This window comes from Streptomyces cinereoruber, from assembly GCF_009299385.1.
In the GTDB taxonomy this organism is placed as follows: domain Bacteria; phylum Actinomycetota; class Actinomycetes; order Streptomycetales; family Streptomycetaceae; genus Streptomyces; species Streptomyces bikiniensis.
Window position 1 is genome coordinate 4,971,828 of record NZ_CP023693.1, and the last position, 12,279, is coordinate 4,984,106.

At 75.6% G+C, this 12,279-nt stretch carries 12 protein-coding genes; 6 read left to right on the forward strand and 6 right to left on the reverse strand.

The features are described from left to right. Nucleotides 1-13: 13 nt before the first annotated feature. Entirely contained in the window at nt 14-2,209 is a 2,196-nt protein-coding gene (locus tag CP977_RS22535; RefSeq protein ID WP_152370724.1) for a S9 family peptidase, read from the reverse strand. Between the two features lie 178 nt (nt 2,210-2,387). Here CP977_RS22535 and CP977_RS22540 point away from each other — a divergent pair, with 178 nt between their 5' ends. From CP977_RS22540 to CP977_RS22560, 4 genes are all read left to right on the forward strand, one after another. Further along, on the forward strand, nt 2,388-2,582 hold the full coding sequence (locus CP977_RS22540) for a hypothetical protein (protein WP_015035959.1): 195 nt from the start codon (nt 2,388-2,390) through the stop codon (nt 2,580-2,582). Nucleotides 2,583-2,683: 101 nt separating this feature from the next. Continuing rightward, nucleotides 2,684-3,574, forward strand: a complete 891-nt coding sequence (gene mshB, locus CP977_RS22545) for an N-acetyl-1-D-myo-inositol-2-amino-2-deoxy-alpha-D-glucopyranoside deacetylase (RefSeq protein ID WP_062752395.1) — start codon at nt 2,684-2,686, stop codon at nt 3,572-3,574. Further along, nucleotides 3,571-4,050: a DUF6113 family protein gene (locus CP977_RS22550; RefSeq protein ID WP_222987458.1), complete on the forward strand. Its 480-nt coding sequence runs from the start codon at nt 3,571-3,573 to the stop codon at nt 4,048-4,050. The genes mshB and CP977_RS22550 overlap by 4 nt, the downstream gene beginning before the upstream one ends. 175 nt (nt 4,051-4,225) lie before the next feature. Continuing rightward, complete coding sequence (locus CP977_RS22560) at nt 4,226-6,394, forward strand: hypothetical protein (protein WP_208420660.1); 2,169 nt, start codon at nt 4,226-4,228, stop codon at nt 6,392-6,394. Nucleotides 6,395-6,478: 84 nt separating this feature from the next. On the opposite strand, the gene CP977_RS22565 is transcribed toward CP977_RS22560, so the two are convergent. The 3 genes from CP977_RS22565 to CP977_RS22575 all read right to left on the reverse strand — a co-directional run bounded on the left by CP977_RS22565 (nt 6,479) and on the right by CP977_RS22575 (nt 8,855). After that, nucleotides 6,479-6,790, reverse strand: a complete 312-nt coding sequence (locus CP977_RS22565) for a hypothetical protein (RefSeq protein WP_109185312.1) — start codon at nt 6,788-6,790, stop codon at nt 6,479-6,481. Nucleotides 6,791-6,978: 188 nt separating this feature from the next. Beyond that, a complete protein-coding gene (locus CP977_RS22570; RefSeq protein ID WP_109185313.1) occupies nt 6,979-7,857 on the reverse strand; it encodes a transglutaminase family protein in 879 nt (292 codons plus the stop codon). After that, a complete protein-coding gene (locus tag CP977_RS22575; RefSeq protein WP_062752392.1) occupies nt 7,854-8,855 on the reverse strand; it encodes a GNAT family N-acetyltransferase in 1,002 nt (333 codons plus the stop codon). The genes CP977_RS22570 and CP977_RS22575 overlap by 4 nt, the downstream gene beginning before the upstream one ends. Before the next feature lie 112 nt (nt 8,856-8,967). On the opposite strand from CP977_RS22575, the gene fdxA reads away from it, so the two are divergent. Further along, nucleotides 8,968-9,288, forward strand: a complete 321-nt coding sequence (gene fdxA, locus CP977_RS22580) for a ferredoxin (protein WP_015035968.1) — start codon at nt 8,968-8,970, stop codon at nt 9,286-9,288. 139 nt (nt 9,289-9,427) lie between these two features. Continuing rightward, complete coding sequence (locus CP977_RS22585; protein ID WP_152370726.1) at nt 9,428-10,525, forward strand: bifunctional succinyldiaminopimelate transaminase/glutamate-prephenate aminotransferase; 1,098 nt, start codon at nt 9,428-9,430, stop codon at nt 10,523-10,525. Nucleotides 10,526-10,608: 83 nt separating this feature from the next. Here CP977_RS22585 and CP977_RS22590 read toward each other — a convergent pair whose 3' ends face one another. Continuing rightward, entirely contained in the window at nt 10,609-11,016 is a 408-nt protein-coding gene (locus CP977_RS22590; RefSeq protein WP_062752390.1) for a hypothetical protein, read from the reverse strand. Between the two features lie 312 nt (nt 11,017-11,328). Continuing rightward, complete coding sequence (locus tag CP977_RS22595) at nt 11,329-12,258, reverse strand: hypothetical protein (RefSeq protein ID WP_062752389.1); 930 nt, start codon at nt 12,256-12,258, stop codon at nt 11,329-11,331. Between the last annotated feature and the right edge of the window lie 21 nt (nt 12,259-12,279).

Below are 12,279 nucleotides of genomic sequence, written 5' to 3' on the forward strand. Positions count from 1 at the left end.
CCCGGCTCCGGCCTCAGTCCCGGTCGAGGCCGAGGGACCGCTTCAGGAAGTCCACCTGGAGCAGGAGCAGGTTCTCCGCCACCTGCTCCTGCGGCGTCATGTGCGTGACCCCCGACAGCGGCAGCACCTCGTGCGGCCGGCCCGCCGCGAGCAGCGCGGAGGAGAGCCGCAGCGCGTGCCCCACCACCACGTTGTCGTCCGCGAGCCCGTGCACGACCATCATCGGCCGCACCGGCACCTCCGGGGAGGACAGCCCGTCGTCGGTGAGCAGCGACTGCGCCGCGTACACCTCCGGGTCGTCCTGCGGGGTCCCGAGGTACCGCTCGGTGTAGTGCGTGTCGTAGAGCCGCCAGTCCGTCACCGGCGCCCCGACGACGGCCGCGTGGAAGACGTCCGGCCGCCGCAGCACCGCCCGCGCCGCCAGGTAGCCGCCGTACGACCAGCCCCGGACCGCCACCCGCCCCAGGTCGAGGGGGAAGCGCCCGGCGAGCGCGTGCAGCGCCTCCACCTGGTCGTCGAGCGTCGGCGTCAGGTCGCGCAGGATCGCCTTCTCCCAGGCGGGGGAGCGGCCCGGGGTGCCGCGCCCGTCCGCCACGACCACCGCGAAGCCCTGGTCCGCGAACCACTGGGACGTCAGGTGCGGGTTGTGCGCGGCCACCACCCGCTGCCCGTGCGGGCCGCCGTACGGGTCCATCAGGACCGGCAGCGGCCCGTCGCCCTCCGCGTACCCCGAGGGCAGCAGCACCGCGCACGGGATCCGCCGGGGCCCGGCCTCCGTGAGCCGGGGCCGGGCCGCGATCACCGGCCGCTGCGCGTACGAGGCGACCACCGCGACCGGTTCGCCGTCCCGCAGCACCCGCGCCGTGCTCCCCGGCCCGTCCGGGCGCGCCGACACCAGGACGGTCACCGCCCCCGCGCGCACCGCGCCGTGGACGCCCACGCCCTCGGAGACCCGCTCGGCGCCCTCCTCCGTCACCCGGTACACGTGCGTCTCGCCGGTCTCCGGCGCCTCGGCCGCCGCGCCCGCCGACGCCGACACGAGGACGTCGTCCGGGCCGACGTCGAGCACCGCCCGGACGTGCAGCCGCCCGTCGGTGAGGACCCGGTCCCCGACGGCCAGGACCCGCGTCCCGCCGTCGCCCGTGTCCACGTCGGAGCCGCCGTCCGCGACGTCCGCGATCCGTACGAGCCGCCCGTCCGCGCTCCACGCCGGCACCCCCGGAAGCAGCTCCAGCCAGGCCGGGTCCTCCTCCACCCGTACGACCGAGGTCGCCCCGGTCGCCGGGTCCACCGCCAGGTGCGCCTGCTCCCGCTGCCCCCGCGTCTGGACGAGCAGCAGCGGCGCCCCGGCCGCCGACCAGTGCACCCGCGCCAGGTACGGGTACCGCTCCCGGTCCCACGCCACCTCCGTACGGGACCCGTCCAGGCCCACGACGAAGAGCCGCACCTCCGCGTTGTCCGTCCCCGCCGCCGGGTACGCCACCCGCTGCGGCTCCCGCTCCGGGTGCGCCGGGTCCGCGATCCACCAGGTCCGCACCGCCCGGTCGTCCACCCGCGCCACGAGCAGCCGGTCCGAGTCCGGGGACCACCAGTGGCCGCGATACCGCCCCATCTCCTCCGAGGCGATGAATTCGGCCAATCCGTAGGAGACGTGCGGGTCCTCCGGAACGGCCAGCGCCCGGTCGTCCGAACCGTCCGCGCCCACCACCCGCAGCACGCCCTCCGCCACGTACGCCACGAGCCGCCCGTCAGGCGAGGGACGCGGGTCGATCACCGGGCCCGGCACCGGCAGCTCCCGCGCCGTCCCGGCCCGCAGCTCCGCCGCGAACAGCCGCCCCGACAGGGCGAACGCCGCCAGCTCCACGGCTCCGTCCACCGCGTACGCCACGATCCCGGCCGAGCCCTCCCGGCTCCGCTCCCGGCGCGCCCGCTCCTGCGGGGACAGCTCCTCCTCCGCGCCCGCGAGGAGCACGTCCGGGTCGGCGGCCACCCGCTCCGCCGGCTCGCCGCCCGGCGGCAGGTCGAGCACCCAGAGCCGGTGCGAGCGGTCCGTGCCGGAGGCGGACCTGACGAACACCACGCGCTCCCCGTCCGGGGAGACCGAGAAACCGCGCGGGACCCCCAGCGTGAACCGCTGGGTCCGGGCGTGCTGGCGGGGGAAGGAGAGGCCGGCCGAGGGTGTGGCGGGCTGCTGTCGAGACAGGGTCATGAGGCCGAAACTAGCGCTGTGCGCCCCCCTCGTGCCTCCGTCCGCCGATCGATGCGATGGCACGGATAGTTATGATCCGTAGCGCTGGGTGGGTAGACATCCGTCCGGCACATGCTTTCCGCTCCTTGCCCGAACCGCTCCGAACAAACCGACCGAAGAAGTGTGGAGGTGAACCGCCGTGGCACTCTCGATCTCCGTGGTGGTGCTGCTGGCGATCGTCGTCTTCCTTCTGATCCGGAAATCCGGGCTGAAGGCTGGACATGCGGCGGTCTGTGCGCTCCTGGGCTTCTACCTGGCGAGCTCGTCCATCGCCCCGTCCATCAGCACCCTCACGACCAACGTGGCGGGCATGATCGGCGGCCTCAAGTTCTGAGCCCCGGGTTCCGACCCCGCGCACCCGGCGGCCGTCCTCCCGGTCCGGCCGCGCGGGGCGCGGGGCGCGTCCGGCGGGGCGGGGTCTCGTAGGGTGGGGACATGCCCGATCTCCCCGCCCGCCGTCTGCTGCTCGTGCACGCGCACCCGGACGACGAGTCGATCAACAACGGCGTCACCATGGCCAGGTACGCGGCCGAGGGCGCCCTCGTCACCCTCGTCACCTGCACGCTCGGCGAGGAGGGCGAGGTCATCCCGCCCGGCCTCGCCCACCTGGCCCCGGACCGCGAGGACCGGCTCGGCCCGCACCGCGTCGGCGAACTCGCCGCCGCGATGGCCGCGCTGGGCGTCACCGACCACCGCTTCCTCGGCGGCCCCGGGCGCTTCCGCGACTCGGGGATGATGGGCGTCGAGCAGAACCGGCGGGACGGCGCCTTCTGGAACACGCACGTCGACACCGCCGCCCCGTACCTCGTGGAGGTGATCCGCGAGACCCGCCCGCAGGTCCTGGTCACCTACGACCCCGACGGCGGCTACGGCCACCCCGACCACATCCAGGCCCACCGGGTCGCCACCCGCGCCGCCGAACTGGCCGCCGACCCGGACTTCCGCCCCGACCTCGGCCCGGCCCACGCCATCGCCAAGGTCTACTGGAACCGCGTCCCGCGCCCCGTGGTCGAGGCCGGCTTCGCCCGGCTGCGCGCCGAGGGCTCCGCCTTCCCCGCGGTCGCCGCGGTCGGGGACGTCCCCGGCGTCGTGGACGAGGACCGGATCACCGCCGAGATCGCCGGGACCCCGGAGCAGGCCGCCCGCAAGAGCGCCGCGATGGCCGCGCACGCCACCCAAGTCGCGGTCGACGGCCCCTTCTTCGCCCTCTCCAACGACCTCGGGCAACCGCTCCTCACCACCGAGTACTACGAACTGGCGCACGGCACCTCCGGCGCGCCCGAGGGCGAGCGCGAGACCGACCTCTTCGCGGGGGTGACCGCGTGAGCCCCTCCTCCTCGCCGAAGCCCTCCCCGGACTCCTCCCCGGACCCGTCGTCGCGGGGGCGCGCGGCCTCGTCGGGCCGCCCCGCCGCGCCCGGCCGCCCCGCCGCCGCGTCCGACGGCTTCCCCGTCGCCCGTACCGCCCGATACGTCTGGTACGGCCTCCTGTTCGTCCTCGGCGCCCTCGTCGGGGCCGCCGGGGCGCTCGTCCAGGCCGCCTGGCTCCCCGCCGGCCTGCTCCTCGCGCTCCTCGCCACCGGGGGCCTCTTCTACGGCGGACTGCGCGCCACCGGCACCCAGGCCGGCGTGGCCGCGGCGGGCGGCGGCTGGCTCCTGGCCGTCGTCCTGCTCAGCTTCGGACGCCCCGAGGGCGACGGGGTGTTCGGCGGGGGCGTCGGCGAGCTGTTGTTCCTCTTCGGGGGCATGGGCGTCGCTGTGATGTGCGCCACGCTGGTCAGGCTGCCGCGACCGCCCCGGTGAGCAGGAGGACTTGAGGTCGGAGACGTCCCGACTTCGGTCGGATTGCCCGTCGTCGGGGGCCCGGGGGTCGGGTGCGTGACGGCGGCGGCCAGTATGGTGGTGCGCGCCGCCGAACCGCCCGGGTCATACGAGCATCAGCAAGAGCGGGCGGTGGAGCCAACCGGGAGATCCTGCTTTGAGTCGTGAAACTGGTCGAGAGACTGACAGTTCGTCCTCCGGCGCCCAGGGGCGCGGTGGAGCCGCGTACCCCTCGGGTACCCCGCCGTACGGATCCCGCCAGTATCCGTCGCTCCACCCCTCGCAGGACGCGCCGGAGGAGACCGCCGCGTCCGCACCGCCGGAGGAGCCCAAGACCGAGACGACGCTGACGACCCGGATCCGGATCAACATCCCGGGTTCGCGTCCGATCCCGCCGGTCGTGGTCCGCAAGACGGTCAACGAGGCGTCCGCCCCGGAGGCCGCGCCGGAGACCGCCCCCGCCGCGGAGCCGGAGCCCGAGCCGGTGGCGGCCCCGGAGCCGCCGAGGGCCGAGGAGCCCGCCGCCCCGAAGGGGCAGGAGACGAGCGACTGGTTCGCACCGCGCAAGTCCCCGGCACCCGCCCCGGCCCCGGCCCCGTCGCCGTCCCCCGCGCCGGCCCCGAAGCGGACGGCGCCCGGCCCGGACGCCCCGGGCACGGGCTTCGCGGGCTCCGCGACCTCGGGCGTCCCGACGGTCGGCAGCACCCCGTCGAGCCGCCCAGTCACCCCGTCCGGCCCCGTCCCGGGCAACCCGCTGTACGAGACCGGCACGCCCGCGGGCGGCACGCCGCTGTACGAGGGCACCCCGGCCGGCGGGACCCCGCTGTACGACGGGACGCCCGCCGGGGGCACGCCGCTGTACGAGGGGACCCCCGCCGGGGGCACGCCGCTGTACGACGGCACCCCCGCCGGAGGTACGCCCCTGTACGACGGCACCCCGGCCGGCGGCACGCCCGTCCAGGGCGGTCCGGCGGCTCCGTCCGGTCCGACCACCGGCCCGATGAGCGGCATCGCCTCGCTCGGCGGCCCCGGCGGCCAGGGCCCCTTCCGGGGCCAGGGCGTTCAGGGCGGCCAGGGCCAGGGGCCGGTCGGCCCGGGGCCCGTCGGCCCGGGCGCCCAGTACCCCGACGGCGCCCCGCGCATGTCCGACGACACCGCCGTCCTGACGCCCCAGCAGCCCGCCCCTGCCCCCGGCCGAGGTCCGGGCCGCGGCGGCGGCCCGGCGGCCGAGGGCGCGGGCCACGTCTCCGGCGACACGCTCACCAGCGGCATCCCCGTGGTCCCGCCGGCGCAGGCCCGCCCGGACCTCACCCCGCGCGTCGAGGAGCGGCCGGCCCCCGCCCCCGCCCCGGCCGCGCGCCAGGCCCCGGCCAAGAAGAAGGGCCGCTCCAAGCTGGTCCTGCTCGGCGCCGGAGTCGTCGGCCTCCTCGGCGTCGCCTACGGCGCGGGACTGCTCCTCAACCACTCCGACGTCCCCAAGGGCACCACGGTGCTCGGCGTGGACATCGGCGGCGGTACGAAGGAGGAGGCCGTCAACAAGCTGGAGAAGGCCCTCGGCCCGCGCGCCCACGCCCCGCTCCAGCTCTCCGTCGGCGGCAAGAAGGTCCAGATGCCCCCGGACAAGGCGGGCCTCTCCCTGGACAGCCAGGAGACCGTCCGGAACGCCGCGGGCAGCGACTACAACCCCGTCTCGGTCATCGGCTCCCTCTTCGGCGGCGAGCGGGTCGCCAAGCCGGTCTTCCCGGTGGACGAGGAGAAGCTGGCCGTCGCCCTGACCGACCTGGCGGGCGCCTCCGGCTCCGCGACCGAGGGCACGATCCTCTTCGCGCCGAACAAGGTGACCCCGGTCGAGGGCAAGCCCGGCAAGGGCCTGGACGTCCGGCGCTCGATCTACTCGGTGCGGGACGCCTTCCGCGCCCAGGTCGAGACGGGGCGGACCAACTTGGTCGAGCTGCCCGTCACCTCCCGCCAGCCGACGGTCACCAAGGCCGAGCTGGACCGGGCGATGAAGGAGTTCGCGGAGCCCGCGATGTCCGGCCTGATCACGATCAGGGCGGGCGGCAAGGAGATCCAGTTCGGCCCGGCGCGGTCGCTGCCGCAGATCCTCTCCATGAAGCCCGTCAACGGCCGCCTGGTCGAGGTCTACGACAAGAAGGCGATCGAGCGGCTCCTGGACGGCGCCTTCGACGGCGTCATGATCACCAAGGGCGACGGCAACAAGCACGAGGTCTCCGCCGACGACGTGGCCTTCGTGATGCGCGACGCGCTCCTGGGCAAGACGCCCGCCGAGCGCACGAAGACGATCGACCTCTCCGGCGAGGGCTGACGGCCCGCAGGGCCGGGAACGGCGGCGGTACGGCGCTCGGGCGCCCGTACCGCCGTCGTCGTCTCCGGGCCCGGCGGCGGGGCGTCAGACCTCGCCCAGCAGCCGGCGGCAGAGGTCGGCGCGCACCCGGTCCGCCCACTTCCGGGAGCTCCGGCCGCGCTCGGTGACGAGCGGGTGGTGGACCTCCGGGCCGAGCAGGGTGCAGTCGATGTCCGCCGCCCGCTCGACCGTCATGCCGGCGGGCAGGGGGTGCTCCTTGGCCAGGGCCCCGACCAGCTTCTCCTGGACCTCGCGGCGCTGCTCCTTGTTCCGCTCCCGGGGCGGGCCGATCTCCTCGTTCCCGAGGGCGGCGGCGTTCCGCAGGACCTCCAGGAGGCCGACGGCCCGGCGGGCCACCCGGGCGGCCGGGCGCTGGAGGGCGCGGTCTTCCTGCTCTCCGTCCTGAGCACACTCCGGGTGCGACGGGCGCCGGCGGCGTGGCCACCCGCACGGAACCCGCCGGAACGGCCCCGAGGCGGACGGCCCCGGAGGGGACGCGGCCGGGCCGGGCCCGCGGCCTCCCCGGGCGCCCCGCGCCCCCGGCCTCAGTTCAGCCGGGCCCGGGCCGCGAGGGCGCGGCGCCGGATCGTGGTCGCCGCCTCCGGGTCCACCGCGTCCATCACCCGCGCGTACGCCTCCATCTCCACAGCGCCCGTCAGGAAGTCCCCGCGCCGCACGAGCAGTTCGGCGCGCTCGTAGCGCAGCCTCGCCGGGTGGGAGGGGAGGAGCAGGGCCAGCTCCACCGCCCACAGGGCGACGCCGGAGCGCTCGGGGCGGTGGGCCGCCCAGGCGCGGATGTTGTTCAGGACGCGCAGCACGATCGCGCCGGGCTCGGCCGGCCGGAGCATCGAGCGGTCGAGCGCCTCGCCCGTCGCGCTCGCCACGAGCAGTTCGGCGTCCGCGCCCGTCATGGCCCGCCCGCCCGCGAACGGGTCCGCGAGGTCCAGGTCGGCCGGATCGCCGAAGCCGACGACGAAGTGGCCGGGCAGCCCGAGCCCGTACACGGGCGCCCCGGCCCGCCGGGCGACCTCCATCCACACCACCGAGAGCAGGATCGGCAGCCCCCGGCGCCGCCGGAGCACCTCGTGCAGCAGCGAGGACTCCAGGCGCTGGTAGTCGGCGGGCACGCCCTCGAACCCCTCGCGGCGCCCGAGGAGCGCGGCGAGCGCGGCGGCCCAGTCGCCGGTGACCCGGGTGGCGTACGGGACGAGCCCGGCGAGCCGGTCGAGCTCGACCTCGGCCGCGTCGAGGTCGTGCCGGGTGACGGAGGGGTCGGCCACCGCCCCGATGAGCAGGCAGAGCCGCGCGAGGTCGGGCCGCTCGCCCCGCGCCTCCTCCGCGAACTCCCGCCGCCAGTCCGGCGGGCCGGGGGGCCCGCCCTCCGGCCCGCCGACCGGATCGCCGTGGGGGTCTTCCGCCGTCACGCCTCCGCCCATCGGTAGTGGTGGTAGTGGTGGTGGGGCGCGAAGCCCATCCCGTCGTACAGCGCCCGCGCGCCGTCGTTGTCCGCCTCCACCTGGAGCCAGGCCGCCGACGCGCCCTCGTCGAGGGCCCGGCGGGCGAGCGCGGTCATCACGGACGTGGCCAGGCCCCGGCGCCGCAGCTCCGGGGCGACCTCGACGGCCATGAAGCCGGCCCAGCGCCCGTCCACGACGCAGCGGCCGATGGCCGCGGGCACCCCGTCCGGGCCCGCGACGGACGCGAACCACACGCTCGGCCCGGAGGTGAGGAGCGCCCGCACCGCCGGGCCCGGCTCCCCGAAGCGCCGGTAGCGGCGCAGCCACGTCCCGTCGAAGGCGCGGGAGAGGCGCACGGCGGAGACGTCGGCGTCCAGGTCCCCGATCGGCGCGAGCGCCCCGATCCGCACCTCGGCGGACACCTCGCGCCGCCAGCCGAGCCGGTCGAGTTCGGCGCAGAGCAGCTCCTGGGTGCCCTCGGCGCCGGTCGCGGCCTGCACGTACGCGGGCAGTTTCCGGTCCGCGTACCACTGACGTGCGTACGCCAGAGCCTCGGCCACCGGGAGCCCCGGATCACCGAGGGGGAGCACCGAGTTGGCCCGCCGGGTGAATCCGTCGGAGGCGCGCAGGACCCACCCTCCCAGGGCCTCGCTCTCGACCGGCTCCCACGCGCGCGCGGTGGCCCGCGCCAGCTCCGGGAAGGTGGCCGAAGGACCCCGTCGGCGGGCCGGGGCGGCGGGCACGACCTTCCCCGCGACCAGGGAGGATTCCGCGATCCGGACGGCCTCGCCGGTCCTCCGCGTGATCAGCAGCACCCTGTCGTCCCATGATGTGAGAACCCCGACCGCGTCGGTGAACATGCCGCCCGCCTCGCCCGAGCCGGTCACGTACCGAACGGAGACACGTTTTCCCACGTCAGCGCTGGTGACACGGATCTCAAGGCGTCCACCGCCGGTGAATTCCACTGCTTCTCCACCCCTCCTGTTCGGATCGCCCCCGAGAACGGAGATACTAGGTGCGGGCATCGACGACGCCGCGCTCCCGCGCAGACCAGCCCTATCGAGGAGGAACGACAGCGTGACCTACGTCATCGCGCAGCCTTGTGTCGACGTCAAGGACAAGGCGTGCATCGAGGAGTGCCCCGTCGACTGCATCTACGAGGGCAAGAGGTCCTTGTACATCCACCCGGACGAATGCGTCGACTGCGGGGCCTGTGAACCGGTCTGCCCGGTCGAGGCGATCTTCTACGAGGACGACACTCCGGAGGAGTGGAAGGACTACTACAAGGCGAACGTCGAGTTCTTCGACGAGCTCGGTTCGCCCGGTGGTGCCTCCAAGCTCGGCGAGATCGAGCGCGACCACCCCTTCATCGCCGCCCTGCCGCCGCAGAACGGCTGATCGACCGCATCCGGTCCCGTACGGCGCCGAGCGCCGTGCGGGACCGACGCGCTTCCCGAGCCGGCCAGACAGCCAGTCAGCCCGCGTCCGCCCGTCCGTACCGGCCCGCACGCGCCCGTACGAGGAAGTGAGCCAACCCGTGAGCGCAGTCTCCTCGCGCCTCCCCGTCTTCCCCTGGGACAAGCTGGAGCCGTACAAGAAAACGGCCCTGGCGCACCCGGACGGGATCGTGGACCTGTCCGTCGGCACGCCCGTCGACCCGGTCCCCGCGCTGATCCGGGAGGCCCTGGTGGCGGCGGCGGACTCGCCGGGTTATCCGACGGTGTGGGGGACCCCGGCGCTGCGGGACGCGCTCACCGGCTGGTGCGAGCGGCGCCTCGGCGCGGTCGGGCTCGTCCACGAGAACGTGCTGCCGGTGGTCGGCTCCAAGGAGCTGGTGGCCTGGCTGCCGACGCAGCTCGGGCTCGGCCCCGGGGACGCGGTCGCGTACCCGCGGCTCGCCTATCCGACGTACGAGGTCGGTGCGCGGCTCTGCGGCGCGACCCCCGTCGTCTACGACGACCCGGTCGCCGACCTGGACCCGGCCGCGGTCAAGTTGCTCTGGCTCAACTCCCCGTCCAACCCCACCGGGAAGGTCCTCCCGAAGGAGGAGCTGACCCGGATCGTGGCCTGGGCGCGCGAGCACGGCATCCTGGTCTTCTCCGACGAGTGCTACCTGGAGCTGGGCTGGGAGGCCGACCCGGTCTCCGTCCTGCACCCGGACGTCAACGGCGGTTCGTACGAGGGGATCGTCGCCGTCCACTCGCTCTCCAAGCGCTCCAACCTGGCCGGTTACCGGGCCGCTTTCATCGCGGGCGACCCGGCCGTGCTCGGCGAGCTGCTCCAGATCCGCAAGCACGGCGGCATGATGACCGCGGCCCCGGTGCAGGCGGCGACGGTCGCGGCGCTCGGCGACGACGCGCACGTGGCCGAGCAGCGCGCGCGGTACGCGGCCCGGCGGGCGGCGCTGCGGGCGGCCCTGGAGGCGCACGGCTTCCGGATCGAGCACAGCGAGGCGAGCCTGTACCTGTGGGCGACCCGGGACGAGCCCTGCTGGGAGACCGTGGCGTACCTGGCGGAGAAGGGCATCCTGGTGGCGCCCGGCGACTTCTACGGCGAGGCCGGGGAGCGGTTCGTGCGGGTGGCGTTCACGGCGACGGACGAGCGGGTCGAGGCGGCCGTCAAGCGCCTGGGCTGAGCCCGGAGCGGGTGACGCGGAAGGGCCCGGGGAGCGATCACGCTCCCCGGGCCCTTCCGGTGTTCCGCCGCTCCGCGTGGAGGTCAGCCGCCCAGCGGCAGGCCGCCCAGCGTCTGGCCGGTCGGCAGGCCGCCGAGGCCGCCGCCCAGGGCGCCGCCGGTCGGGCCCTCGGCGCTCTCGACGGCCGCGCCGGCGGTCTTGCCGACGACCTCGCCCGCGGCGGTGCCGGCGGTGTCGCCGGCGACCTTCTGGGCGACCGGGGCGGCGGCCTCGCCGGCCTGGCCGACGACGCCGGCGGTGGACCGCGAGGCGCCGTCGACGGTGCTGCCCGACTCGGAGACGTCCAGGGCGGTCAGGCCGCCCAGGGCGCCGGTCGGCGCGAGGCCGTGGTCGAGGGCGCTCGCGGAGCCGGCCGCACCGACCACGGGGGCTGCTCCGGCCGCGACGATGAGGGCGGCGCGGGCGATCCGGCGGGTCAGGGGGAGGGACATGGTGCTCCTTCGACGAGGTGCGACGTGTGCGTTCGGACGCAGTGACAACCGGCCCCGGGGAGGGAGAGGTTGCGGCGGTCGAAGGTAAAGAATTGGCAATGCGTCGTATTGTCGGGCGGGGAGGAAAACGGACGAACGCGTCATTGCGCAAGCGCCTGGCGAACCGTCACTTCCCTTGTCCCGCAAGGGAATTGAGGGGACGTGACACCCCCCGGGAAAACCGCTCCGAAACCCCGCCGAATTCCCCGCGCCCCGCACCGCCCCCGTGCCACGGGCGGGTGAGGGAGGGAACGGCCGTACGGGGACTTCCGGCTACTGCGCCAGCCGTATGCGGACGGAGTCGCCGCCCGCCGCCGCCCCGCCCGAGTGCTTCGACCAGCCGCCGAGGGCCTCGCCCGCGCGCCACACCCGGTCCCCGTAGGAGACCTCCGTGATGCGCAGTGCCTCCGCCCGGGCCACCGCCCACTGCGCCAGCTCCCAGCCGCGCCGCTCGTCCGCGCCGGACCCCGCGACCGGCCGCACCGGCACCACGAGCACCGGCGGCTCCGCCGCCGACCGCCCCGCGCTCGGCCCGCCGGTCACCGCCGTCGGGGCCGCCTTCTGGCCGAAGGCCCGTATCAGCTCCGTACGCACCCGCTGCGGATCGCCCGGCTCGCCCTCCTTCGGGTTCGCCGTGCAGGAGAGCCCGGCCGGCGTCCGGCCCGTCAGGGCGGCGGCGAGCAGCGCGGCGTCCGGCTCGTGCTTCGCGTACGCCTGCGGGAACCCGCTCTTCTGCACCTTCTGCGCCGCCACCGTCAGCGGCAGCCGCGAGTACCCCGGGACCTTCTCCAGGCCCGCGTAGAACCTCCCCGCCGAGTACACCGGGTCCATGATCTGCTCCGGCGTCCCCCAGCCCATCGAGGGACGCTGCTGGAAGAGGCCGAGCGAGTCCCGGTCGCCGTGCCCGATGTTCCGCAGCGCCGACTCCTGGAGCGCCGTCGCGAGCGCGATCGTCACCGCCCGCTCCGGCAGCCCCCGGGTGGTGCCCACGGCCGAGATCGTCGCCGCGTTGGACGCCTGCTCCGGAGTGAACTCGTACCGGTGGTCGCCGCTGCCCACGCTGCACCGCGGGGTGCCCTTGCTGCCGGTCATCTGGTGGAGGCCGACATACGAGGCGAGGCCGAGGAGCACGGCGAAGGCGGCCGCGGAACGGGCGAGGCGGCCACGGCGGGCGGGGCGGATGGGCTCGGACACGGGGCCCACCGTACTGGAGGCCGGGTTAGG